20 protein-coding genes and 1 pseudogene are annotated in these 24,141 nt (G+C 70.1%); 12 read left to right on the plus strand and 9 right to left on the minus strand.

Annotated features, from left to right (window positions below; translation table 11 throughout):
* Nucleotides 1-128: 128 nt before the first annotated feature.
* The 6 genes from rhaI to IC605_RS15900 all read left to right on the plus strand — a co-directional run bounded on the left by rhaI (nt 129) and on the right by IC605_RS15900 (nt 7,907).
* A complete protein-coding gene (rhaI, locus tag IC605_RS15875) occupies nt 129-1,337 on the plus strand; it encodes an L-rhamnose isomerase (RefSeq protein ID WP_216326312.1) in 1,209 nt (402 codons plus the stop codon).
* A 27-nt stretch (nt 1,338-1,364) separates the two neighbouring features.
* Nucleotides 1,365-3,449, plus strand: coding sequence for a bifunctional aldolase/short-chain dehydrogenase (locus IC605_RS15880; RefSeq protein WP_216326315.1), 2,085 nt, complete (start codon nt 1,365-1,367; stop codon nt 3,447-3,449).
* Nucleotides 3,439-4,935, plus strand: coding sequence for a rhamnulokinase (locus tag IC605_RS15885; RefSeq protein ID WP_216326317.1), 1,497 nt, complete (start codon nt 3,439-3,441; stop codon nt 4,933-4,935). The genes IC605_RS15880 and IC605_RS15885 overlap by 11 nt, the downstream gene beginning before the upstream one ends.
* 41 nt (nt 4,936-4,976) lie before the next feature.
* Nucleotides 4,977-5,720 carry a (Fe-S)-binding protein gene (locus IC605_RS15890; protein WP_216326320.1) on the plus strand — a complete coding sequence of 248 codons (744 nt, stop codon included), beginning with the start codon at nt 4,977-4,979 and terminating at the stop codon, nt 5,718-5,720.
* A 67-nt stretch (nt 5,721-5,787) separates the two neighbouring features.
* Nucleotides 5,788-7,284 carry a LutB/LldF family L-lactate oxidation iron-sulfur protein gene (locus tag IC605_RS15895; RefSeq protein ID WP_216326323.1) on the plus strand — a complete coding sequence of 499 codons (1,497 nt, stop codon included), beginning with the start codon at nt 5,788-5,790 and terminating at the stop codon, nt 7,282-7,284.
* Complete coding sequence (locus IC605_RS15900; RefSeq protein WP_216326326.1) at nt 7,281-7,907, plus strand: LutC/YkgG family protein; 627 nt, start codon at nt 7,281-7,283, stop codon at nt 7,905-7,907. Before IC605_RS15895 ends, IC605_RS15900 begins: the two co-directional genes overlap by 4 nt.
* Nucleotides 7,908-7,921: 14 nt before the next feature.
* Here the strand turns inward: IC605_RS15900 and IC605_RS15905 are convergent, their stop codons facing one another.
* A complete protein-coding gene (locus IC605_RS15905) occupies nt 7,922-8,944 on the minus strand; it encodes a phosphotransferase enzyme family protein (RefSeq protein ID WP_216326328.1) in 1,023 nt (340 codons plus the stop codon).
* Nucleotides 8,945-9,089: 145 nt separating this feature from the next.
* Nucleotides 9,090-9,959, minus strand: coding sequence for a DNA repair protein (locus tag IC605_RS15910; protein ID WP_216326331.1), 870 nt, complete (start codon nt 9,957-9,959; stop codon nt 9,090-9,092).
* Nucleotides 9,960-10,091: 132 nt separating this feature from the next.
* On the opposite strand from IC605_RS15910, the gene IC605_RS15915 reads away from it, so the two are divergent.
* The 3 genes from IC605_RS15915 to xylB all read left to right on the plus strand — a co-directional run bounded on the left by IC605_RS15915 (nt 10,092) and on the right by xylB (nt 13,700).
* Nucleotides 10,092-10,862: an SDR family oxidoreductase gene (locus IC605_RS15915; RefSeq protein ID WP_216326334.1), complete on the plus strand. Its 771-nt coding sequence runs from the start codon at nt 10,092-10,094 to the stop codon at nt 10,860-10,862.
* Between the two features lie 139 nt (nt 10,863-11,001).
* Nucleotides 11,002-12,216, plus strand: a complete 1,215-nt coding sequence (xylA, locus tag IC605_RS15920) for a xylose isomerase (protein ID WP_216326337.1) — start codon at nt 11,002-11,004, stop codon at nt 12,214-12,216.
* A complete protein-coding gene (xylB, locus tag IC605_RS15925; protein WP_216326340.1) occupies nt 12,213-13,700 on the plus strand; it encodes a xylulokinase in 1,488 nt (495 codons plus the stop codon). Before xylA ends, xylB begins: the two co-directional genes overlap by 4 nt.
* Nucleotides 13,701-14,676: 976 nt before the next feature.
* On the opposite strand, the gene IC605_RS15930 is transcribed toward xylB, so the two are convergent.
* Nucleotides 14,677-15,090, minus strand: a complete 414-nt coding sequence (locus IC605_RS15930; RefSeq protein ID WP_246580932.1) for an aminotransferase-like domain-containing protein — start codon at nt 15,088-15,090, stop codon at nt 14,677-14,679.
* On the opposite strand from IC605_RS15930, the gene IC605_RS15935 reads away from it, so the two are divergent.
* The 3 genes from IC605_RS15935 (at nt 15,080) to dacB (ending at nt 17,818) form a co-directional block, all read left to right on the plus strand.
* Nucleotides 15,080-15,673, plus strand: coding sequence for a serine hydrolase domain-containing protein (locus IC605_RS15935; RefSeq protein ID WP_216326343.1), 594 nt, complete (start codon nt 15,080-15,082; stop codon nt 15,671-15,673). The two genes, IC605_RS15930 and IC605_RS15935, sit on opposite strands and share 11 nt — an antisense overlap.
* Before the next feature lie 149 nt (nt 15,674-15,822).
* Nucleotides 15,823-16,134, plus strand: a complete 312-nt coding sequence (locus IC605_RS15940; protein WP_216326346.1) for an antibiotic biosynthesis monooxygenase family protein — start codon at nt 15,823-15,825, stop codon at nt 16,132-16,134.
* Nucleotides 16,135-16,354: 220 nt separating this feature from the next.
* On the plus strand, nt 16,355-17,818 hold the full coding sequence (gene dacB, locus IC605_RS15945; protein ID WP_216326579.1) for a D-alanyl-D-alanine carboxypeptidase/D-alanyl-D-alanine endopeptidase: 1,464 nt from the start codon (nt 16,355-16,357) through the stop codon (nt 17,816-17,818).
* Between the two features lie 1,288 nt (nt 17,819-19,106).
* Here dacB and IC605_RS25590 read toward each other — a convergent pair.
* From IC605_RS25590 to IC605_RS15970, 6 genes and pseudogenes are all read right to left on the minus strand, one after another.
* Nucleotides 19,107-19,667 carry an MOSC domain-containing protein gene (locus tag IC605_RS25590; protein ID WP_216326349.1) on the minus strand — a complete coding sequence of 187 codons (561 nt, stop codon included), beginning with the start codon at nt 19,665-19,667 and terminating at the stop codon, nt 19,107-19,109.
* A gap of 85 nt (nt 19,668-19,752) precedes the next feature.
* Nucleotides 19,753-19,911: pseudogene (locus IC605_RS25595) on the minus strand (cupin domain-containing protein); the annotation flags it as partial.
* Between the two features lie 189 nt (nt 19,912-20,100).
* On the minus strand, nt 20,101-20,637 hold the full coding sequence (locus IC605_RS15955; RefSeq protein WP_216326352.1) for a hypothetical protein: 537 nt from the start codon (nt 20,635-20,637) through the stop codon (nt 20,101-20,103).
* A 9-nt stretch (nt 20,638-20,646) separates the two neighbouring features.
* Complete coding sequence (locus tag IC605_RS15960) at nt 20,647-21,876, minus strand: DUF3500 domain-containing protein (protein ID WP_216326354.1); 1,230 nt, start codon at nt 21,874-21,876, stop codon at nt 20,647-20,649.
* A gap of 93 nt (nt 21,877-21,969) precedes the next feature.
* Nucleotides 21,970-23,313 (minus strand): alpha/beta hydrolase-fold protein, encoded by a 1,344-nt coding sequence (locus IC605_RS15965; protein ID WP_216326358.1) that lies wholly within the window; start codon nt 23,311-23,313, stop codon nt 21,970-21,972.
* A gap of 37 nt (nt 23,314-23,350) precedes the next feature.
* A complete protein-coding gene (locus tag IC605_RS15970; protein ID WP_216326360.1) occupies nt 23,351-24,130 on the minus strand; it encodes a tetratricopeptide repeat protein in 780 nt (259 codons plus the stop codon).
* Nucleotides 24,131-24,141 lie beyond the last annotated feature (11 nt).

Below are 24,141 nucleotides of genomic sequence, written 5' to 3' on the forward strand. Positions count from 1 at the left end.
TTCTTTTCGTGTTAGCTTCCGGGTATGGTCAACGTCGATTGTCAGCCTGGGCGCGCTCGCCGGGGGCTGGCCCTGGGGGTTGCCCTCGCCGACGTGCCGCCCCTCGTCACCGCGCCCAAGGAGTCCGCATGAACATCGATCAGGTCAAGGCCGCCCTTCGGGAACAGAGGATCGAGACGCCCTCGTGGGGCTACGGCAACTCCGGCACCCGCTTCAAGACCTTCGCCGCGCCCGGCGCCGCCCGCACCGTCTGGGAGAAGCTCGACGACGCCGCCGAGGTCCAGCGGCTCACCGGGATCGCGCCCTCGGTCGCCCTGCACATTCCCTGGGACGAGGTGGAGGACTACGGGGAGCTGCGGCGGTACGCCGAGGAGCGCAGCCTGAGCATCGGCGCCATCAACCCGAATGTCTTCCAAGAGGACGTGTACAAGCTCGGCAGCGTCACCAGTCCCTTCGAGGAGGTACGCGAGCAGGCCATAGGGCACCTCCTCGACTGCGTGGAGGTCATGAAGCAGACGGGCAGCCGCGACCTCTCCCTGTGGTTCGCGGACGGCACGAACTACCCCGGGCAGGATGACTTGAGAGCCCGTAAGCGGCACCTCCGGGCGGCCCTGAAGCGGGTGCACGACGCCCTCCCCGACGGCGCGCGGATGCTCGTCGAGTACAAGCTGTTCGAGCCTGCCTTCTATTACACGGACCTCTTCGACTGGGGGGCGGCGTATGCGCACTGCCTCGCGGTCGGGGAGAAGGCGCAGGTGCTCGTGGATCTCGGCCACCACGCGCAGGGGGTGAACATCGAGGGCATCGTCGCCTTCCTCCTCGACGAGGGGCGGCTGGGCGGCTTCCACTTCAACGCCCGGCGCTACGCCGACGACGACCTGATCGTGGGCACGACCAACCCCTTCGAGCTGTTCGCCATCTACGCGGAACTCGTGGCCGCCGAGCAGAGCAGCGACGACCTCACCCGCACCACCGCGCAGAACGTGGCCTACATGATCGACCAGAGCCACAACATCGAGCCCAAGGTGGAGGCGATGCTCTACAGCGTCCTGAACTGCCAGGAGGCGTATGCGAAGGCGCTGCTGATCGACCGCGACCTGTTGAGGGAAGCGCAAGCTGCCGGAGACGTGCTCGGCGCCCACCGCGTCCTCGCCGACGCCTTCCGCACCGACGTACGTTCCCTCCTCGCGGAGGTGCGGGAGGAGATGGGGGTGCCCGCAGACCCCATCGCCACTTACCGGGCCAGCAGCTATCAGCAGAAGGTCGCTCAGGAACGCGGCACGGCGGCGGGCGGCGGCGGCTACCCCGTCAAAGAGAAAGTGCTCGCCGACAAGTAAACGCCCCTCTCTTCAAGGAGCCCGACCATGACCACCACCCAGTCCAAGACCACCATCCAGAACCGCTGGAACGACGCCGAGGCGCCCCAGGGCGACGGCCTCGCCTCCCTCACCTACCGCTCCAACCTGCTCGGCGCCGACCGCACGCTCGTCAATATTTACGGCGGCAACACGAGCACCAAGAGCGTGGAGAAGGACCACCTGGGCCGCGACGTGACGGTCCTGTGGGTGAAGGGCTCGGGCTCCGACATTGCCTCCATTACCGAGAAGGGCTTCGCGGGCCTGAAGCTGGATGAGGTGCTGCCCCTCTTCGACCGCCCTTCGATGACGGACGAGGAGATGACCGCCTACCTCGACCGCACGACCTTCGAGCCGGGCCGCCCCCGCCAGAGCATCGAGACGCTGCTGCACGCCTTCGTGCCCGCCAAGCACGTGGACCACACTCACCCCGACGCCATCATCGCCATCGCCTGCACCCCCAACGGGCAGGAGCTCATGCGCGAGATTTACGGCGACCGGGCCGCGTGGGTGGACTACATCCGCCCCGGCTTCACGTTGAGCCAGCAGATCGGGGCGGCGGTGCGGGAGAACCCGAACCTGGAAGCCGTCGTGATGGGCAAGCACGGCCTGGTGACGTGGGGTGACACCTCGAAGGAGAGCTACGAGACCACCCTACGCATCATCGGCGAGGCGCAGGCGTACCTCGACGCGCACCGGCAGGACCCGGCCTTCGGCGGGGCACGGGTCCAGAGCGTGTCCGACGAGGAGGCCCAGACGCTCCTCGCCGCCGTCCTCCCCATCCTGCGTGGGTCGATGAAGGGGGAGCGACCCGTGATCCTCAACGTGGACCGCAGCTCCGAGGTGCTGGAGTTCGTCAACTCGAACGCGGCGGCGGAACTGTCCCAAGTCGGCGCGGCGTGCCCCGACCACCTCGTCCACACCAAGCGGGTGCCCCTCTTCCTCGACTGGACCCCGGAGCAGGGTCAGGACGCCTTGATCCAGGCGGCGAAAGAGGGCGTCGAGCGTTTCAAGGCCGAGTACGCCGCCTACTTCGAGGAGAACAAGACGGAAGGGGACGTGATGTTCACGCCCAGCCCGCGCGTGGTGCTGATCCCCGGCCTGGGCATGGTGAACAGCGGCCCCGACGCGCAGGGGGCGGACGTGTCCCGGCAGCTCTACCTCCGCGCGATTCAGGTGATGAAGAGTGCGAGTGCGCTCGGCGGCTTCGTCTCCCTCACCGCCGCCGAGAGCTACGCGGTCGAATACTGGCCGCTCGAACTGTACAAGCTCAGCCTCAAGCCCGCGCCGAAGGTGTTCGAGGGTCACGTCGCCCTGGTGACGGGCGCGGCGAGCGGGATCGGTCGCGCCATCGCCCGCAGGCTCGCGCAGGATGGGGCGCACATCGTCATCGCGGACCTCAACGCGGACGGCGGGGCGGAGGTGGCGGGGGAGCTGATCAAGGCGCGCGGCTACCACCGGGCCACCAGCGTGGGCATGAACGTGACCGACGAGGCGCAGGTGCAGGGCGCGTACACGCACGCGGTGCTGAATTACGGCGGCGTGGACATGGTAGTGAACAACGCGGGCATCGCCTCCAGCGCCCCCATCGAGGAGACCAGCCTCGACATGTGGAACAAGAACCAGAGCATCCTCTCGACCGGGTACTTCCTGGTGGCGCGGGAAGCGTTCAAGGTCATGAAGTCGCAGGGTACGGGCGGGAACCTCGTCTTTATCGGCTCCAAGAACTCCGTCGCGGCGGGCAAGAACGCGGCGGCCTACAGCGCGGCGAAGGCGGCGGAACTGCACCTGGCCCGCTGCCTGGCCGAGGAGGGCGGCGCCGCCGGAATCCGGGTGAACAGCGTCCTCCCCGACGGGGTGCTGGCGGGCTCGGCGATCTGGGACGGCAAGTGGCGCGCCGAGCGGGCGGCGACGTACGGCATTGAGCCCGACAAGCTCGAAGAGTTCTACCGCAACCGCACCACCCTCAAGGTCAACGTCTTCCCCGAAGACATCGCCGAGGCGGTCGCCTACCTCGGCTCGCCCGCCGCGGGCAAGACGACGGGCGGCGTGCTGACGGTGGACGGCGGCGTCCCCATCGCCTATGTCCGCTGAGGGGCGGGTCTCCCGGCACGTCGCCATCGACCTCGGGGCGTCGAGCGGGCGGGTGGCCCTCGGCACCCTGCAAGGCGGGCACCTGAGCGTCGAGGTGCTGCACCGCTTCCCCAACGGCGGCGTCCCCGTGCGCGGCGGCCTGTACTGGGACATCCTCGGCCTGTGGCGCGAGATTCTGCACGGCCTGAAGCTCGCCTCCTCGCGCGGCCCGGTCGCCAGCGTCGGAGTGAACTCCTGGGCGGTCGATTACGGCCTGCTGGACGACGAGGGCGAACTCCTCGGCGGCGTGCACCACTACCGCAGCCCGCGGCTGAACGGCGTGATGGAGCGGGTGCGGGCACACCTCGGGGACGAGGCGATCTACGGGGCGACGGGCATCCAGTTCCTGCCCTTCAACACCCTGTACCAGCTTGCGGCGGAACGGCCCGAACGGCTCGCCCAGGCACAGACGCTCCTGATGGTCCCCGACCTTCTACACTTCTGGCTGTGCGGCGCGCGGGTGACCGAGCGGACGAACGCGAGCACGACGCAGTTCTTCGATCCACGGACGGGGGAATGGGCGACCTCGCTGCTGGACGCTCTCGATCTCCCCACCCATCTCCTGCCCCACATCGTCCAGCCAGGTACGGACCTGGGCGAACTGAGCCCCGAGGTCGTGCGTGAGACGGGCCTGCACGGCACCCGCGTGATCGCCCCCGCCACGCACGACACCGCCTCCGCCGTCGCCGCCGTTCCCGCTGCGGCAGGTGAGACGGGCTGGGCCTACGTGTCGAGCGGGACGTGGAGCCTCGTCGGCATCGAGACGCCCGAGCCCGTTCTGACCGACGCCGCCCGCGCCGCCAACCTCACGAACGAGGCGGGCGTGGACGGCACCACCCGCCTGCTCAAGAACGTCATGGGCCTGTGGATCGTGCAGGAATGCCGCCGCGCCTGGGGCAACCCCGACTTCGCCGTGCTGTACGAGGGGGCGGCGGGCGTCCCGGCGGGCGGCCCCCTGATCGACCCCAACGGCGCCCGCTTCCTCCCACCCGGCCTCGACATGCCCGCCCGGGTGCAGGCGTACTGCGCCGAGACCGGCCAGCACGTCCCCCAGTCCCCGGCGGAGATCGTGCGCTGTGTGCTGGAGAGCCTCGCCCACCGGACGGCGGACGTGCTGGAACAGCTTGAGGCCGTGCAGGGCGGGCCCATCCACACCGTCTACGTGGTGGGCGGGGGCGCCCAGAGTCACTTCCTCAATCAACTCACCGCCGACCTCTCGGGCCGCACGGTCGTTGCCGGACCTGTGGAGGCGACGCTGATGGGCAACCTGCTCGTGCAGGCGGAGGCGGGCGGGGACATTCCGAAGGGCGGCGTGCGGGAGGTCGTGCGGGCCTCGGAGGCCCTGACGACCTTCACGCCGGGCGGCTCCGTTCCTACGGCCCAGCGCGAGCGGTTTCGCCGCCTCACTGTTCACCGTGCGACGGATGAGGCCGTCTCGCAGGGCTAAAGTTGGGCATCCATCCCCACCGCGTCCAGAGGTAAACCACCTTGACCATCGATCTCTTCATCACCTGTCTCAACGACGCGCTGTTTCCCCGCACGGGCGAGGCGACCGTCAAACTCCTGGAGCGGCTCGGGCACGAGGTCCGCTTCAACGAACGCCAGACCTGCTGCGGCCAGATGCACTTCAACTCCGGCTACCAGGACGACGCCCTGCGGCTCGTCCGCCACTTTGTCGAGACCTTCCGGGACGCCGAGGCCGTCGTCGCCCCCAGCGGCTCGTGCGTCGGCATGGTCCGTGACCTCTACCCGAGGGCGGCGGAGTGGGCCGGGGACGAGGAATTGCTCGCGGAGGTGAACGCCCTCACCCCGCGCGTCTTCGAGCTGAGCGAGTTTCTGGTGCGGTACCTCGGCGTGGAGGACGTGGGGGCCTACTACCCGCACCGGGTCACCTACCACCAGACCTGCCATGCGATGCGGGTGTTGCGGGTCGGCGATGCGCCGCTCAGGCTCCTGAAGAACGTGCGCGGGCTGCGGCTCGTCGAACTTCCCGCCGTGGAGCAGTGTTGCGGCTTCGGGGGCACCTTCAGCGTGAAGAACCCCGAGACGAGCACCGCCATGCTCGCCGACAAGGTGCAGAACGTGCTGAGCACGAAGGCGGAGGCCTGTACGGCGGGCGATAACTCCTGCCTGATGCACATCGGGGGTGGGCTCTCGCGCCTGCAAGCGGGCACCCGCACCGTCCACCTGGCCGAGATTCTGGCGAGCACCGAAGGGGAGGTCTTCGCATGAGTCAGTCGTTGCCGGGCAGGTCGGCCTGCCCGTTCGGGCGTGGGCCGGTAGCGCGCGAGGGGTCCTCATGAGCGCAGGCGGCATCGTTCCGCAGCGGACTTTTCAGGAAGCGGCCCGCGCCACGCTGGCAAACGCCCAGATGCGCCGCAATCTTCAGCACGCCACGACCACCATCCGCGAGAAGCGCCTGCGGGCCGTCGCCGAACTCCCCGACTGGGAGGACCTGCGCATCCAGGGGGCGGCGATCAAGGACCACGTGATGGCGAACCTCGGCGACTATCTCCTCGACCTGGAGGCCGCCGTCAAGGCCCGCGGGGGCCACGTCCACTGGGCGCGGGACGCCTTGGAGGCGCGGGAGATCGTGGCGGGCATCGCTTCTTCCCACGGTGCCCGCGAGGTCATCAAGGTCAAGTCGATCACCACCGATGAAATTGAACTCAACGGCGGGCTGGCCGAGCGCGGCATTCACGCCATCGAGACCGACCTCGCCGAACTCATCGTGCAGCTCTCGGAAGACCTGCCCAGCCACATCCTCGTGCCCGCCATCCACCGCAACCGGGCCGAAATCAGGGACCTCTTCCGCCGCAAGCTCGGCGCGGAGCTGCTGACCGACGAGCCGAAACAGCTCGCCGAGGCCGCCCGCCTCTACCTGCGCGAGAAGTTCCTGACGACCAAGGTCGCCGTCTCCGGCGCGAACTTCGCCGTCGCGGAAACGGGCACCATCTGCGTGGTGGAGTCGGAGGGCAACGGGCGCATGTGCGTCACGTTGCCGGAAGTGCTCGTCAGCGTCATGGGCATCGAGAAGGTGCTGCCGACGTGGCAGGACATGGCCGTGTACCTGCAACTCCTGCCCCGGTCGAGCACCGCCGAGCGCATGAACCCCTACACCTCCTTCTGGTCGGGCGTCACGCCGGGGGACGGCCCGCAGGAGTTCCACCTGATCCTCCTCGACAACGGGCGGACGGACGTCCTCGCCGACGAGGTGGGGCGGCAGACCCTGCGCTGCATCCGCTGCTCGGCGTGCCTCAACGTCTGCCCCGTCTACGAGCGCGCGGGCGGCCACGCCTACGGGAGCGTCTATCCCGGCCCCATCGGCGCGATCCTCACCCCGCAACTGCTGCACCTGGAGAACAAGAACGCGAACACCCTCCCCTGGGCGAGCAGCCTGTGCGGCGCGTGCTACGACGCCTGCCCGGTGAAGATCAACATCCCCGAGGTGCTGCTCTACCTGCGCGGCAAGATCACGGAGGATAGGCCCCTGAGCGCCGAGGACACCCTGTTCAAGACCGCCGCCTGGGTGATGAGCGAGCCGCACCGCTTCGAGGGGGCGATCAAACTGGCTCGCACCGGGCAGGGACCGCTGGTGAAACAGGGCGCCATCCACGCCCTGCCCGGGATGCTGGGCGGCTGGACGGACACGCGTGACCTCCCCGCCTTCCCGCCGCAGACGTTCCGCGAGTGGTGGCGCGGGCGGCCCGCCCCGGCGATGCGGGGCACGGAGGGCAACGCCCAGGCCAGCGAGGGTCAGCCCCTCGCCCCGCAGCGGGAAGAGCGGTCGATATGAGCGCCGAATCCAGGCTGGACATCCTGACCCGGATCAACCGGGCGAGGGCGCGTGAGGCGCAACCTTTCGTTCGCGTCCCCGTCCGCCCCTCCACCCGCCCGCACGGGGACGTGGTGGAGCAGTTCGCCGAGTACGCGGCGGAGTACCGCGCGAACGTCGTGCGGGTGGACGCGGGCGGGTTGCCGGGGGCGATCCGGGACGCCCTCGCGGCGCGCGGGAGCGAACGGGTGGTGATCCCGCCCGACCTGCCGACCGCCTGGCTGCCCGCCCACCTGCCTGTGACCGGGGACCAGCCCGGCACCACCGACCTCACGGCGTTCCAGGCGGTCGTCACGGGGTGCGCGGCGGCGGTCGCGGAGAGCGGCACGGTGGTCCTCGACCACGGCCCCGGGCAGGGGCGGCGGGCCCTGACCCTGGTGCCCGACCACCACGTGTGCGTCGTGTGGGAGGCGCAGGTCGTGGACGGCGTGCCGGAAGCGGTCGCGCGGCTGGCCGAGAGCGTGCGCGCGGGCCGTCCCCTGACCTGGATCAGCGGCCCGAGCGCCACCTCCGACATCGAACTCAGCCGCGTGGAGGGCGTCCACGGCCCCCGCGCGCTCGACATCCTGATCGTGGGGGACTAGCCTGGGAGGGCGCCTCAGCCCACCGCCTGCCTCAACCCGTCCAGGTCGTCCCCCACGCGGCTGAGGCTGGGCAGCACGTACCTTTCCACGACGGCGAGGTTGGCCGCGTCCTCCTCGGCCCGCGTGTTCTCGTGGAGCACCCAGTCCACGTCGGCGGCGAGGTCTTCGAGCACCCGGCGGCAGAGGTAGAAGCCGAGCAGGTCGGGGTCGAGTGCCACCTGCCGACCTGCGCCCTCCTCGTAGGCGGGGAGGACCTCGGCCAGCCGGCCGCCCAGCATCCACAGGTCGTGCTCAGGGGGTGCGAGCCGGGCCGTCTCCCAGTCGATGATCCATAGCCTCTCCGCCACGTCCCGCATGACGTTCCCGCCGTGCGCGTCGGTGTGGCAGACCACGAGGGGGCGGGGCCGGGACTGGGCCGCCTGTTGAAAGGACCGGGCCCGCTCCAGAAGCCGCCGCACCTCGTCCTCGCGCGGCAGCAGGAGGTCGCGCAGGGCGTGGACCCCGGGCCGGGCATCCCGGGGAAGCGCCCGCAGGAACCGCAGGTCCTCCAGAAATCCACGCTCGAAGGGGAGGTCGAAATCCTCCGGTGAGACGGGGAGGCGGTCTACCCGGCCCAGCACCCCCGCTGTCCCGGCATGCAGGCGACCGAGCAGCGGCGCGAGGTCCCCCAGTGCCGCCTCCCACCCCTCCCCCAGCGCGCCCCCCTCGATCCATCCGGAGACGACGAGCGGATGGCCCTCCACGTCGGCGAGATCGGCCCCGGCGAGGGTGGGCACGGGACGAGGCACGCGGGCCAGCACACCGCCCTCCCACAGGGCGCGCAGGAGCGGGACCTCCGCCGCGACCCGCCCCGCCATCACCTGACCGGAGGGCGTCCTCGGCAGCACCTTGACGAAAGACCGCCCCTCCGGCCCCTCGGCGCGGTAGGCGGGGGCTGTCCCGTCCGGGATGAAGGTCAGGGTGTCGGCGGCCAGCCCGTAGGCCGAGCGCAGCACGCTCAGGATCGCCGCGTGGTCGAGGGGGGGTTCGGCGCTCATCGCCCCTATCGTAGGCGGGGGGGAGGAGCGGGCCTGCCGGGAGGTTCATCCCCGGCCCCAACAAAAAACCACGCCCGGGGAGGGCGTGGCCGTGGGATCGGAGCTTCAAACCGGAGGAGACGAAACCGGCGAAGAGGCGCGCCCCCTACCGCAGCCCGCCGCTGAGCACCGCCGCGAGGCGCTTGGTGTTCGCCCCCTGCAACGCGTCGAGGCTCTCCTGCCCCTCGCGCACCATCGCCTTCCAGCGCTCCAGGTCGCGGGCGCTCCGCCCGGTCTCGCGCACGACGGCGGCGCTGACGGTGAAGTGGGCCTCGGGAAGCTGTGCCAGGGCGTCCCCCGCGCTGCTGTGCCGGGCGCCGAGCAACGCGCCGAGCATCCCCACGGAGTTGCTGCGCTCCATCAGCTCGCGCTGGAACTTGCGGTCCTTGATCGAGGCGATCACGTCCCACGCCGCGTCCGCGAGCGCCGTGGCGGGCGAGGCCGGACGGTGCACCTCCACCGCGAGGGTCTCGCCCTTTCGCCAGGTGCGGGTCCACACCCCGCCGCGCTCGGCGCTCCAGAGGGTCTCGAAGTCGCGGGCGTCCTCCACGAGCACCCGCATCTGCCCCAGGCCCGGGCGCAGGGTGACGCGGTGGCCGTCTTCCAGTACGCCCCACTCGCTCAGGCCCTCGGCGCCCAGCGCCTGCATCGGGGTGTAGGTGGCGGCCAGGGCGCGGGCTCCCTCGGAAACGCGGGCACGCACCGCCCCGTCCACGAGCAGTGCCACGTCAGGGCGCTCGCCCTCCCGCACGAGCTGCGCCTCGTGCCGCAGGTGCCCCAGCCCCAGGCCCCAGCGGTCGTGGGCGAGCCCCAACTCGCGGGTGAGCTGCTCGTTCAGGGTTCCCTCGTCCGCCCCGCCGTCTTGAAGGGCGCGCACGTCACTCTCCACCCCGGCGGTCGCCACAAGCGCGGCAAAGGTGGTCAGAGCGTCTTCCTGGGCGGCGGCGGTGTCTTTCTTCTTGCTGAGCTTGGTCATGGTCGTTCCTTTGTCGAGTCGTCCGGCCCGGCCCGGGCCGCGTGCTTGCGGCTATTTTACGCTAAAAACGAAACGCTGGCGCAAGATTATGTCACGTCGACCTGAGCAGGCCCGAGATGGCAGGATACGTCCATGTCTGACTCTTTGATGCCCGGCTCTTTTTCCCCTGGCGGCTGCGCCCTGGTGACGGGCGCGTCTCGGGGGCTGGGCCGGGCGATGGCGCTGCGCCTCGCCGCGGACGGCTGGCCCGTCGCGGTGAACTACGCCCACGACGACGCGGGGGCAGCGCGCACCGTTCACGAGATCACGGCGCAGGGGGGCTGCGCGAAGGCCTTCCGCTTCGACGTGACCGACGAGGCGGCGGTGGCGCGCGGGGTGGCGCGGGTGCGGGAGAAGCTCGGGCCCGTCGCCGTGCTCGTGAACAACGCGACCGGCCCGCAGCCCACGGTCCCCGTCGAGCGGCAGACCTGGCAAGACCACCTGGGGCAGCTCGAATTCTTTGTCAAGGCGCCCCTGCTCCTGCTCCAGGCGACCCTGCCCGACCTGCGGGCCCTGGGGGGCCGGGTGGTCAACATCGGCAGCGAGGTGGTGGACCTCGGCAACCCCGAGTTCGGGCACTACGTGGCGGCCAAGGCGGCGATGGTGGGGCTGACGCGCTCGTGGGCGGTGGAACTCGGCCCGCAGGGCGTCACCGTGAATCTCGTCGCGCCGGGGTGGGTGCCCGTCGAGCGCCACGCGGGCGCGGACCCGGACGCGCTCGCGGCGTACACACGGGGCGTGCCGCTCGGGCGGCGGGGCACCCCGGCGGAGGTGGCCGCGCTCGTCGCCTACCTCGCCTCGCCGGGTGCGAGCTTCGTCACCGGGCAGACCTTCGCCGTGAACGGCGGCAAGACGCTGGCCTGAGCCGCCCGGACCTTGCCCCGCGCCGGGACGGGTAAGATCAGCTTCGCCCCCCCGCCGGGCGACCCCCGGCCCGCCCCGTCTCCCCGCCACCCTTGCCCCCGGGGTGCCGGGAAACAGCCCCGCCCCGAGAGGACCCGCCATGAGTGACCCCTTCCAGCCCACCCGCGCGGACAAGTTCACCTTCGGTCTCTGGACGGTCGGGAACGTGGGCCGCGACCCCTTCGGTGAGCCGACCCGCCCGCCGCTCTCCGCCCCCCACCTCGTCGAGAAGCTCGCCGGGCTCGGCGCGTACGGGGTGAACCTCCACGACAACGACCTCGTGCCCGCGGGTGCCCGCGCCGCCGAACGCGACCGCCTCGTTCGGGAGTTCACTCAGGCCCTCGCCGATCACGGGCTTGCCGTGCCGATGGCGACGACCAACCTCTTTTCCGACCCCGCCTTCAAGGACGGCGCCTTCACCTCCGCCGACGCCCGGGTGCGGGCCTACGCCCTGCAAAAGACGATGCTCAGCATGGACCTCGGGCACGAACTCGGCGCGCAGACCTACGTCTTCTGGGGCGGGCGCGAAGGCACCGAGGTGGAGGCCAGTAGCAAGCTCCTCGACGCCCTTTCCTGGTTCCGCGACTCCCTGAACTTCCTCGCCGAGTACAGCGAGTCGCAGGGCTACGGCTACCGCTTCGCCCTGGAGCCCAAGCCCAACGAGCCGCGCGGCGACCTCTTCTTCCCGACGGCGGGCTCGATGCTGGGCTTCATCGCCACCCTCGGCCGCCCGGAGCGGTTCGGCGTCAACCCCGAGTTCGCCCACGAGACGATGGCGGGGCTGAACTTCACCCACGCGGTCGCGCAGGTCATCGACGCGGGCAAGCTCTTTCACATCGACCTCAACGACCAGAAGATGGGCCGCTTCGACCAGGACCTGCGCTTCGGGGCCGAGAACCTCAAGGCGGCTTTTTTCCTCGTCAAGCTGCTCGAAGACAGCGGCTACGACGGGCCCAGGCATTTCGACGCCCACGCCCTGCGGACCGAGGACGAGGGCGGCGTGTGGGCCTTTGCGCGCGGGTGTATGCGGACCTACCTGATCCTCAAGGACAAGGCGCGGCAGTTTCACGAGGACCCGGACATCCAGGCGGCGCTCGCGGCGTACCGGGTCGAGGATGAGGAGTTGGCGGGCCTCACCCGGAAGTTCAGCCCGGAGAACGCCCAGACCCTCAAGGCGCGGACCTTCGACCGGGAGATGCTGGGCCAGCGGGGCCCGGGACTCGAGCAGCTCGACCAGCTCACCGCCGAGCTGCTGCTGGGTGTGCGGGGCGGCCTGTCCACCCGGTCCCGGCCCGGAGTCGAGGTCACGACGTGACGGGGACGCCCGTCACCCTGGGGGTGGACCTGGGGACGAGCGGGGTCAAGGCCGTTGCCCTCGACGCGGCGGGCCGCACCGTCGCCGAGTCGGGCCGGACCTACCCGCTGCTGACCCCGCGCCCCGGCTGGACCGAGCAGCGCCCGGAGGACTGGGCACGGGCCAGCCTGGAGGCCCTGGCCGACCTCGCCGGGCACCTCCGGGACGCCGGGGCGGTGCCGCTGGCCCTGGGGCTGAGCGGGCAGATGCACGGGGCCGTCTTCTTGGACGCCCGCGGCGAGGTGCTGCGGCCCGCCCCCCTCTGGAACGACCAGCGGACGGGCACGGCGGTGGAGGAGATCGGGGCCCGCCTGCCCCGCGCGGACCTGATTGCCCGCACCGGCAACCGGGCGGTGACCGGCTTCCAGCTTCCCAAGCTCGTGTGGCTGCGCTCGGCCGAGCCGGACGTCTTCGCCCGCACCCGCCACGTCCTGCTGCCCAAGGACTACCTGGGCTTCGTGCTCACCGGGGAGCTGCGAACCGAGCCGTCCGACGCCTCGGGGGTCGGGGCGCTGAACCTCACGCGCAGGGCCTGGGACGAGGAGGTGCTCGGGGCCCTGGGCCTGTCTCCCGGCCTCTTCCCGGAGGTGGTGAACTCCTGGGACGTGGTGGGCCGCCTGCGGGCGGAGTGGGCCGTGCGCACCGGCCTCCCCGGGGGCCTGCCGGTCGTGGCGGGTGCGGGCGACAACGCGGCGGCGGGCGTCGCCCTGGGCCTGACGGGGGAGCGCCCCGGGGTCGGCGGCGTGAGCCTGGGCACGAGCGGGGTGCTCTTTGCCCCCCTGGCGGCCCCCACGCCCGACCCGGAGGGCCGCGTCCACCTCTTCGCCCACGCCGACGGCGGCTATCACCTGCTCGGCGTCACGCTCGCCTGCGCGGGCGCCCTGCAATGGCTGCGCGACAAGCTGGCGCCCGGGGTCGGCTTCGACACCCTGCTTGCCGAGGCGGCCTCGGTGCCCGACGGGGCAGATGGGGTGACCTTCTTGCCCTACCTGGCCGGGGAACGCAGCCCCCACCTGCGAGACGACCTGCGGGGCGCCTGGACCGGGCTCAGCCTCGCGCACGGGCGATCCCACCTCGTCCGCGCCCTGCTCGAGGGCACCGCCTGCGCCCTGCGCGACACCTACGACGTGATGCGCCCCCTGTGCGGCGTGACCTCGCTGCTGGCGACCGGCGGCGGGGCGCGCAGCGACCTGTGGCTCGGCCTGGTCTCCGGCGCCCTCGACCTCCCCACCCACCGCCCGGCGCGCGAACCCGGCGCCGCCGACGGGGCCGCCCTCCTGGCGATGCCCGCCGCCGGGCTGCACGCCGACCTGCCTGCGACCCTCCGGGCCCTCCGCCCTCCCCGCGGGCCCAGCCTCCCATCCCTCCCCACCCGCCACGCCCAGGCCCAGCACCGCGACGCCTTCCGTCGCCTCTACGGCCCGCCGCACGAGCCCCAGAGCTGATAATTAATACAAACAGGTCAGCAAGGTCGCGTCCCCCTCTCCCCCCAGTTCCCTCCTTTCTTTGTCGCCAGGCTCAGTCCCTCCCCCGCCTTACACGTCGTTTCCGCTCCTGACCCAGCTCCCGCCATCGCCTGCGCTTCCCATTTCTTACCGCGCGGTCTCCCCTTTCCCTCTTGGCTCTCACGGCCAAGGAAGGTGCGGCTCCTCTCAGGCGGGGTGCTTCGGTGACTGGCGCAGGCGGGGGCTTGCGCCGCGGTGGTGACATGCTCATGCTCCGGTAGCCCGTGGCCGAAGGGCTCACCCCCGACGCCTTTTCGCCGACGTGAGGTCCAGAGGAGTGTGGTCGAAGGGGGCATCACCGCAAGGAGTCAAGCTGGCGCCGGGTTGAGGGCCTGAGCCTGGGAAGGGTTGCCCACGTCGGGTAAGGTGACGCGCATCCTGTAACCCCGGCATTCGTTTTCGGACGGTGCGGCATGCAGGGATCGTGAACCCACATTCGTGGCACGGCATCCTGAGGCGTTCATGGACCTGGCGCAGGCTTGGCCGCCCGGTAGAGCAAGACTCGTGTTCCAGCGGCTTGCTCAACCTCGGGAGTGAGGCGGAGCTGACCTCGGTCGCTTCGCGGTTGCCGTTTGAGAGCCGATGGTCTCTCCTGTCTGCCCGCAGGACGCGGTGGAGTGTGGAGGAGTGAAGGCTGGGCTCCGCGGACGGACGGACAGCGGGGTGGAGGGCGTGTCGGCTGTGGTCTTGCCTGCGCGGCTGCCTCCCGCGTGTTTTGTTTTGTTTGGGCAAGGAGGAAGCTGTTATGTATTAATTGTTGGAGGATGGTGCTGGCAGAAGCTGGACATCGAAATGTTGGGCAAGGTCCTCGACGTGGCGGGGCCGGTCGCGGTGGTCCCCACGACGGGGCGCCTGGTATGACGTGGACCACCGCAGCCAGGCTCGCGGCCAGGGTCGCTGCCGGGGGGCGCTGTGGTCAGGAGGCGGCCAGACGGTTCATGACCTCGGCCAGCACCCGGGCGCCCCGCACAACCTGCGCGGGCTCCAGCCCCCCATAGCCCAGCAGCAGCCCGCTCGGCCCCGGGTCCGAGACATAGAACGCAGAGAGCACACGGACCCGCACCCCTCGCTCCCCGGCCCGGCGCGCCACCTCGGCCGCGTCCAAACACTCGTCCAACTCCAGGTGGACGTGGAAACCTGCCTCCAGGCCGCCCACCCGCGCGACGGCCTGCGCCCCCTCCAATTCACGCACCAGCAGCGCTCGCTTGCGGGCATACACCCGCCGCATTTGCCCCAGGTGCCGCTCCAGGTCGCCTGATTTGAGGAAAAACGCCAGGACCCGCTGCACCGGCCACGACGTGTGATAGTCCGCGATGGTCTTGAGGCTCACCAGCCGGTTCTTCAACTACTCGAACACGAACACCATCCTGATCGGGATGGCGGTCGAGGCCGTGGCCGGCAAGCCCCTCGGGGACGTGGTTCGGGAGCAGGTGATCGTGCCGGCGGGGCTGAAGAACACCTTCTGGCCGAGGGGAAGCGAGTTTCCGGCCCCGCACCCGATGGGGTACTCGGAACAGACGCCCGACGGCAACGAGGCCGATGTCACGAACTGGAACCCCTCGTGGGGCGGGGCGGCGGGCGTCATGATCTCGACCGCCGACGATCTGCACCGCTGGGTCGGGGAACTGACGACGGGGCGGCTGCTCTCCAGGGCGTCGCAGGCGCAACGGCTGAAGTTCGTGCCCATCCCGGGCAATGTGGGGAACGTGGGGTACGGGTTGGGCGTCATCGACTCGAATGTCTGGATCGGACACAACGGGGATCTTCCGGGGTTCTCCAGCTCCATGTACCGGGACCCGGACCGCGACCTCACGATGATTGTCGTCACGAACACCGACACGCACGTGGAGCGGGACGGCGACATCATTTCGCCCTCCGCATCATTTCGCCCTCCGCCAAGCTCGCCGAAGTGATCACCGGGTCGATCCTGCCGGATCACCCGTACCGCTTCCCCAAGCTCCCGGAACCGCCGAAGTGAGCGTGAGGTGGTGGGGGCCCCTTCACCGGGCCTGCCCTGGGGGGTGCCAGGGTCCCAGACAGGCTGTCCCGGAAGGGGGTGCCCATGTACGCGAGGGTGGTGACGGTCCAGATCCGGCCCGGAAAACTGGCGGGGGCGGTGCACATCTACCGCGAGTCGGTGGCCCCGGCGCTGGCGCGGTTTCACGGCTTCGCGGGGGGACGGCTCCTGACCGATGCCGCGACCGGGAGGGGGCTGATGCTGACCCTCTGGGAGAGCGAGGCTAACCTGCGGGCCCTGGAGGCGAGCGGGGGGTTTCAGGAGGAGGTCGCCCGCTTTCAGGCCGTGCTCGGCGCCCCGCCCAGCCGCGAGGACTACAAGGTCAGCGTGACCGTGGGCGAGGAGGCCGGGCGGTGACCGTGGGGACGCCTCCACCCCCTTTCCTGCTCCTCACACGACCCTGAGACTCCCCGTCCACACCACGGAAAGGAAGGCAGCTATGTCCCGAGAACGTCGGCCGATGCGGAGCAAAGCCCCTTCGATCCTCGTCCTGTCGAGCGTGCTGGCGGTGGGTGCCCTCGGGGCCGCCGCCGTGGCGGCCTCGTAGGCTGGCCCTCCCGCCGGTGGGGACACGGCGCTGCCCGCGGCGGTCACCGCGATCATCAACAGACCCCAGTTCCGGCACGCGAGCTGGGGCCGGCTCGACCTGAACGCCCGCACGGGAGAGGTCGCCCACGCTCGGCGGGCCGGGGAGATGTTCGTCCCCGGGTCCACCACCAAGCTGTTCAGCCTCTCCGGGGCCTGGAAGCTCCTGGGACCCGACAGCCGGATCACCACTCCGGTGTACGCGCGGGGCACCCGGCGCGGGTCCCGGCTCGACGGCGACCTCGTGCTGGTGGGCGCGGGGGACGTGACCTTCGGCGGGCGCACCACCCCGGACGGGCGGGTGGCGTTCACTGACGTCGACCACACGGACGCCAACGTCATCCCCGGGGCCACGCTGACCCCGCAGGACCCGCTGGCCGGACTCAACGCCCTCGCCGGTCAGGTCCGGGCCGCGGGCATCACCCGGGTCAGCGGGAACGTGGTGGTCGACGACCGGCTGTTCTCCACCGACCTGCAACCGGCGCCGACGCCCTTGATGATCAACGAGAACGTGATCGACGTGCTCGTCCAGCCCGGCGCGGTCGGGCGACCGGCGGCCCTGACAGTGCGGCCCCCGGCCGCCGCCTATACGGTGCAGTCGACCGTCACCACCGTGGCGGCGGGTCAGCCCAGCGCGGTGACGGTCTCCGGGTTGGCGCCGGGCCGGATCACGGTTTCAGGCACCATCGCCGCCGACTCCGCCCCGCTGCTGCGCACCGCGCCCATCACCGACCCCGCCGCCTTCGGCCGAACCGTCTTTATCCAGGCGCTCAGGGCCAGGGGCGTTCAGGTGGACGCCCCGGCCACCGGCCCGAATCCGGCCACGCGGCTGCCGCGCAGTTCCCGGTATCCGGCGGGTTCCCGGGTCGCCCGGTTCGAGTCGCCCCGCTACGCCGAACAGGCCCGGTTCATCCTGAAGGTCAGTCACAACCTGGGGGCCAACACGGCCATCTGCCTGCTCGCCGTCCGGGCCGGGAGCGACGGCTGCGCCGACGGCTTCACGGCGCTGGGGGCCTTTCTGACCCGGACGGGGGTCGACGTGGGGAGCCTGGTGATCTCCAGCGGGGCCGGGGGCGAGCCCAACCGCCTGCCCCCCACGGCCGTCACGCAGTTGTTGCGCTGGTGGACCCGTCAGCCGGACTTCGGCCGCTGGCGCGAGTCGTTGCCCGTCCTGGGCGTGGACGGCACCCTCCACGACGTCGCCACGGGCAGCCCGGCGCGCGGCAAGGTGTTCGCCAAGACCGGGACCCTGATCGACGCGGACCTGCTGACCGGCGACATCGTGTTGCTGACCAAGGCCCTGGCCGGGTACTTCCAGACGGCCGACGGAACCTGGCAGGTGTTCGACATCGTGGTCAACAACCCCGGCAAGAGTCCGGACATTCTCAGCCTGCTCGGGGTCGGTGAGGACGTCGGGCAGGTGGCCGCCGCGCTCTGGCAGGCGCAGAACCCGTAGCGGAGGGGCAGGACCTCCGGTAAGCCCCGTTCCCTGCCCGCACCCCCCGTCACCCGGAAGGAACCCCGCGCATGAGCGACCCGAACAGCCCGCCCCTTCTTCCGCCGGACACGACCTCGCGCCGACGGCGACCGCACGACCGCCAACAGCATGCCCTTCCGTCCTGGACCGTTACACCTTGGCGGGGACGGTGGACCCGGCGGCGGTGGCGGCGCAGGAGGGCGGCGATAGCCTACCCCAGTTCACGGTGACGGGGACGGCACGCTCCCGCTCTTCTTCACCGTCGCCGACTTCCGGTGCGCCCGCCCGCAGACGTTCGACTGCCCCACTTCACCGCCCGGCCCACACCAGGCCCACGGTCCCAGAAGGGGAACCCGATGACCAGGAAGCCCACACCCGCCCGCCTCGCCCCCGCCGCCCTGATTCTCTCCGCCCTGCTGCTGGGCTGTAACCAGCAGGGCACGGCTCCGCCCACCGGCGGCGTGAACGCCCTGGTCCTGGGCTCCGTCCAGAGCCCCTATCTCGACACGCTGAAGCCCAACCTGAATCTCGTCCAGTACACCGGCAGTCAAAAGGTGGACGATTACGACCTGATCGTCTTCGACGGGGACGCCCAGAGCCCCCAGACCCTTCAGGCCGACCCGCTGGTGGAGCGGGCGCTGCGCTCGGGCAAGTGGGTGCTGGGGCTGGACGTGAGCGAGGCCCACCAGCGCACGGGCCTCGGGGACCGGCTCGGCTTCGTCACCCGGAGCACGAGCCCCGGGTGGCTGGTCCGCATGGCCCGGGACGAGAGCGGCCACCCGGCGATGTGGATCGTGGACGCGCCCACGGGGCAGGAGGCCCTCACGACGACGCCGTTTCCCGCGGGGATTCTGGGTGACCCCGCCGCCCAGCTCAGCGCCAGCACGAACGCCTATGCCGACCTGGTGATGTCGCGCCTGCGTGCGCCCCTGACCGGGGTGCGCGACACCCCCATCCCTTCCGACCTCATCATGAAGACCTACTTCTACACGCCCACGACTCCTTACACCTTCACCGGGACCTACCGGGGCCCCGGCCAGCAGACCTCCACGGCCCAGGACAACTTCACCTTCAACGTGTACCTGGATAATTCCAACAATCCGCAGGGCAACTTTCAGTGGGTGGAGGTGAACAGCGATGTCACCGCCAACCCCACGAGCGGAGCCGGCACCTTCGCGGCCATGAACATGCTTGAAAAGGCCTGGTTCCTGGACAAGCAGACGGTATCGGTGAGGCCCTCGGCCGCCGCCGACGCGCTGTTTACGTCTTACGGCAGCTCGCCCGCCACGGCCAACGGCGTGACGGAGGTGACCACGGGCCCACGGGCACGACCTTCACGGTGGACTTCTCCGACGACAGCGGGCCCAACGCCAGCTACGTATACCAACCGGAAGTACCAGCCGCTCAGCCCGGTCTCTTGCACCCATAACGTGAGCTTCGGTTCGCCGTGCCGTGCGGCGAGCTTGAAGCACGGTTTGCGCGGCTGGCTGACCTGCACGATGGCCTGTTCGATCTGGTACACGTCGCCGATGCACGCGTCTTCCTCGGTGAGCCCGCTCGTGGTGAAGTTCTCCCCGAACGCGGCGTCTCCGAGGGGTTTGCCCAGCCGCTCCTGCCAGGAGGGGTAGTGCTCGCTCGGGTAGACGCACACCGCCTTGTCCGGCCCGCCGTGGTTTTGCCGGTCCGCCTGGCCGTCGTCCTCCAGCCCCTCAAGACCCAAATACAGCACCCGACTCACCGGCGTCTTCACGAACCCGCTCGGCACACTGCCGTCGAGGTAGGGAAGCGGTTGCGGTAATCCGACGCTGAGGACTTGAATCCGACTCATGAGGACACCTCCATGTGGCGCGCGGCGGCTTCGTCGATCCGACCGCCCGATGCGGCGTGCGACGTGGACGAGTTGGCGAATGGGGTCACAGGTAACTCCCGAACAGCGGGCGAGGTAAGGTGGCGGCGACGAGCAGCAGGTGCGCGTCTTCCCCGCCGTGCGCGACGAGGCGGTATGGAGTGCGGGCGTCGAAGTGCGCGGCGTCCCCAGCGCCCAGGAGATGTTCTTCGAAGCCGAGGATGAGCTGGAGTTGGCCTTACAGGACGTACAGCCATTCCGCGCCGTCGTGCTGGTACAGCTCGTCGCCCTCACGGTTCGCCGGCACGACGACGCGGATCGGGCGCAGGTTGAACTCGCCACCACGCGCGGAAAGGCTGGCGAGCCGCAGCCCGTTGCCGGGTTGCAGGGTGAGGTTCCGTCCCTCTTTGTCCGTTCATGGGCGGGAGACCGTGAAGTTCACGGTGAGTTGCCGCCCGTCATGGCTGTGCCCCTGCCCGACGACCCCGTACCGCCAGCCCGCGCCGGGCAGCAGGAAGACGTTTGCCATCCACTGGCTTTTGGCCGGCTGGTAGCGGTTCTGGTAGGTCAGGGTCTGTGCGCCCGCCCGGTCGGTGCGTTGGGCACTCGCGTAAATCTTGAGGATGCCGCCTTCCTTGAGGGCGGCGACGGGCGGCACCTCCACCTGGTCGAGGGCCCAGGGGACGGCCACGCCGTTCACCTTAAGGGTGGACTGCGCCAGCACCAGCCTGGCATAAGCCCGCGCCTCGGCCACCGTCACCTTTCCGTCGCCGTTCGGATCGAGGGACCTGATGATCACGCCCACCACCTGTACCCCCGGCGTTAGGTCCAGTTCAAGCTGCACGGTCCCCGGCGCGAGGGTCAGGTACGCGCCCTGCACCAGCTCGTCCACCGGATGTGCCCCGGCGCCGCCGAGCAGCAGGGCCGTGAGCCCCCAGGCCAACTTGCACACGTCAAGGCCTCACTTCAGGGAGGTCCAGGCGGCGCCGTACTCGTTGGTGGGGTCGCGGTACATGTTGTGCAGGTGGTTGGTGGGGTCCCCGTCCGTGGCCTGCGGGGAGAACTCGATGATCGCGGTCGGACCCGTCACCCGCCAGTACGCCGCGCTCCCCGCCGCCGTGGGGCCATACCACGCGAAATAGGTCTGACTCAGGTTCTTCTGGATGTCCGTCATCTTCGCGGCGAGGTCGTTCGCGTTCAGGATGCCCAGGCGGTCCCGGATCAGCGCCAGGAACAGCGTCTTCTGCGCGGCCGTCATTTGGCTCCCCGGCAGACCCTCGGGCTGGAGGGTCTGCCCGTCGTGCCCGGGCCCGAGCACGAGGTCGATGCGGTTGGTGCTGATCACGACTTTCGCCTGCTGCGCCGCCGTCAGGCTGTTCAGCAGGGCGGACGCGGCGGTCATCTCGACCGGAACCTGCGGAATGATCGTGAACGTCTGGTTGTTGAAGCTGACCCGGACCGGCTCGCCGCCCGTCAGGGTGGGCGACAGGCCGATGTTCGGCCCGACGACGGTGGCATTGATGGCGAGGTGATGTCCGCCGAACTGCATCATCCACGGCGAGGTGGTGGACGGCGTGCCGACGAATGAGACGAAGTAGGACTCGCTGCCGAACTTCACCGGCGCGCGGGCACCGCCAGCGCCCGGGGGGGGGCCGCCGGCGGGGTTCCCGACCTGGCCGGCGGGCGGCGGGGTGCCCTGCGCGCCCGCGGTGGCGCTGCCCGCGGCCCCAGTCGGGCTGGCCGTCCCGGCATTGGTCCGTCCGCCGGGCGTGCCGGAATCGGTGGCCTGGGTAATGTCGTCCGCATCCATCTGCCCCTGGACCATCGCCACCCCCTGCTCGCTGAGGACGGTGCCCAGCAGGGTCATGAGCGCGGTCTTCTGGGTGGCATTCAGGTCGCCCCAGGGGACGCCCTGGCGATTGACCCCGGCGCCCCCCTGCGGAAAGTTCGACCAGTTCTTGCGCTGCGTGTTGTCCGTCCAGGCGAAGAGCACGGCCTTCTTCTGCGCCGCCGTGAGGGTGGCGAGGAAGGCGTTGGCGGCGTTCACGACCCTCGTGGTCTGCGCGTCGGCGGCGAGAACGGTCGTCGTGGGCGCGGCGGCCCCACCGGCCGAGGCCAGCGAGAGGGTATGCAGCGAGGCCCCGACGAGGGCGACGGTGATTAGACCGGAGAGCAGCTTCATCTTGTGCATGTCGAACCCACTTCCATTCTTGAGTTGAGGAAGGCCGCCCCCAGAAAACGCTCTGAAGGCCGAAATTGAGTCGTTCGTAAAGCCGTCCTTGCCTCACTTGTGCTGGGTGAAGAGCCAGTCTCGGACCCCCGCGATGGTGTACGCGATAGGCCAGGTGTAGATGTGCCCGGCCCCGGGGTTGTTGGTGATGCCTGCCGGAATGACCGTCCCCTTCTGGAACACGGTGTAGTAGATATTGCTGTCCGGCCCAGCCTTCAGCACGGCGTCCACGTCGTTCTGGAACTCGGCGGCACTCGCCCGGCCATTCCACACCGCCCGGGTGATCTTCGCGCCGTTCTGCTCCAGCACGGGCATGATCTGGTTCATCACGGGGTACGCCTTGGGGTCGTCCTCCGACGCGATGACCCACATCTTCTTGTTCGCCAGCGGGGCGACCTGCGCCGGGTCCCACTGCCCGGCCACGATGAGCGAGGCGGCGAACAGGTCGGGGTACTTGAGGTTCAGCGCGAGGGAAGCCATCGCCCCGCCCGACTGCCCGGTGGTGTATAGGCGGTTCTGGTCGATGCTGTAAATCCGGGTCAGGGTTTGCAGGAGGCGCACGGTGATGTCCGGGAACTCGCTGATCTGGTTGGCGTCGTTCGCCAGGCCCACCGAGTACTGCGGGGCCAGGACGAACGCGGGGTGTTTCGCCTGGTCCTCGGGCGAGGCGAACGAGACCGCGCCCAGGCCCTGCTCCAGGGTCCGCAGCGGGTTCGTGCCCGTCGTCCCGTAGTCGTGCATGAACAGGACCAGCGGGTAGTTCTGCTTCGGGTCATAGTTCCTGGGGACGTACAGGTTGTAACTGAGGCGCTGGCCGGTCACGGGATCGGTGAAGCGCAGGACCTGGAAGTCGTCCACGATCAGGTTCTTCAGCCGGGTGTTGATGATCGCGGTGGGGGTCGCCGCATACGTGGCGCCGCCGACCGTCTGCACCGTTCCGGCCTGGTTGACGACCACCTCGGCCGTCTTATCGACATTCGGCGCGAACACCGGGGCGCTGGCGTCGTTCGGGTCGAGTTCGATGACGACGAACCGCCCGTCCCGCCCGGCCGTGGCCTTGGCCGCCTGGGTGGTGGCGTAGACCCGGGTGATGGTCCGCCCGGAGACCGTGAAGGTCGCGGCGCTCAGGCTGCTGTTGCGGATGGACTGGTCATACTCCACGATGGCCGCCGTGATGTTCTGACTGCGCCCGAACACCTCGGTGACCGCCGTGACGTTTTTGATGTGTTCCCCGGAGAAGACGGTGGAATTCACGGCGGGACCGGCACCGCCCGTCGGGTCACCCGAACTGGGGGTGCTCGACTGACTGGTGGCGGGCGTGCCCGAAGACGTGCTGCCCTGCGCGGCCACCGCGCCGCAAAGACTCAGGGTGAGGGCCATCCAGACCGCTTTGTTCATCGTTCGATCCTCGCTTTGGTCGGGAGAGTGCAGGGGCTTACGACGATGTGGACACACCCAGGCGTTGTAGGGCGGCCTTGGCCCTTTGATTGCCCACCGCCGCCGCCTGCCGGTACAGGGCGACGGCCTGGTTCAGGTCCTGCGTGACGCCCAGGCCACGCTCATACAGGGAGGCTAGCCCGACCATGCCGTCGGAAGCGATGAGGTCCCCCCGCTGGGCGGCCTTGGTGTACCACTGCGCCGCCAGAGCGTAGTCCTGGGCCACACCCTTCCCGAGTTCGTACGCCCGGCCCAGGTCGTACTGGCTGGTGATGTCGCCCAGGTTCGCCCCTTTCTGGAAATAGGCCGCGGCTTTCGCGTCGTCGTCCGCCTCTTCGTAGGACAGGCCGATGTAGCGGGGTGCCTTGAGGTGTCCTGCCACGTCAGCGGCCATGAAGTATTCCAGGGCCTGATCCGCGTCCTGGGTCACGCCCACCCCCTCGCGGTACAGCAGCCCGAGGTTCAGCAGCGCCCCGCCGTTCCCCTGCGCGGCGGCTTTCTCGTACCAGGAGCGCGCCTGAGCGTCATCTTGCGGGACACCCTGCCCCTGCTGGTACATCTGCCCGAGCATGGTCTGTCCGTCGGCATTTCCGGCCTCGGCGGCCTGTCGGAAGTCCTGGACGGCCAGGGTGTAGTTCTGTTGCCCCATGGCCTGCCTCCCTTGCGTGACGAGGGCGGCGGCCTCGCTGGCGTTCGGAGGACTCCCGCCTAGGGATGGCGTGCAGGCCGACAGGAGGAACGCGGCGAGCAGCAGGGGCGTGGGTGTTGGCGCTTTCATGGGACTCCTTT

Source organism: Deinococcus aestuarii, assembly GCF_018863415.1.
Lineage (GTDB): Bacteria > Deinococcota > Deinococci > Deinococcales > Deinococcaceae > Deinococcus > Deinococcus aestuarii.

Coding starts and splice junctions, on each gene's coding strand:
- rhaI (WP_216326312.1), top strand. CDS start 129: ATGAACATCGATCAGGTCAAGGCCGCCCTTCGGGAACAGAGGATCGAG.
- IC605_RS15880 (WP_216326315.1), top strand. CDS start 1,365: ATGACCACCACCCAGTCCAAGACCACCATCCAGAACCGCTGGAACGAC.
- IC605_RS15885 (WP_216326317.1), top strand. CDS start 3,439: ATGTCCGCTGAGGGGCGGGTCTCCCGGCACGTCGCCATCGACCTCGGG.
- IC605_RS15895 (WP_216326323.1), top strand. CDS start 5,788: ATGAGCGCAGGCGGCATCGTTCCGCAGCGGACTTTTCAGGAAGCGGCC.
- IC605_RS15900 (WP_216326326.1), top strand. CDS start 7,281: ATGAGCGCCGAATCCAGGCTGGACATCCTGACCCGGATCAACCGGGCG.
- IC605_RS15905 (WP_216326328.1), bottom strand. CDS start 8,944: ATGAGCGCCGAACCCCCCCTCGACCACGCGGCGATCCTGAGCGTGCTG.
- IC605_RS15910 (WP_216326331.1), bottom strand. CDS start 9,959: ATGACCAAGCTCAGCAAGAAGAAAGACACCGCCGCCGCCCAGGAAGAC.
- IC605_RS15915 (WP_216326334.1), top strand. CDS start 10,092: ATGTCTGACTCTTTGATGCCCGGCTCTTTTTCCCCTGGCGGCTGCGCC.
- xylA (WP_216326337.1), top strand. CDS start 11,002: ATGAGTGACCCCTTCCAGCCCACCCGCGCGGACAAGTTCACCTTCGGT.
- IC605_RS15940 (WP_216326346.1), top strand. CDS start 15,823: ATGTACGCGAGGGTGGTGACGGTCCAGATCCGGCCCGGAAAACTGGCG.
- IC605_RS25590 (WP_216326349.1), bottom strand. CDS start 19,667: ATGAGTCGGATTCAAGTCCTCAGCGTCGGATTACCGCAACCGCTTCCC.
- IC605_RS15960 (WP_216326354.1), bottom strand. CDS start 21,876: ATGCACAAGATGAAGCTGCTCTCCGGTCTAATCACCGTCGCCCTCGTC.
- IC605_RS15965 (WP_216326358.1), bottom strand. CDS start 23,313: ATGAACAAAGCGGTCTGGATGGCCCTCACCCTGAGTCTTTGCGGCGCG.
- IC605_RS15970 (WP_216326360.1), bottom strand. CDS start 24,130: ATGAAAGCGCCAACACCCACGCCCCTGCTGCTCGCCGCGTTCCTCCTG.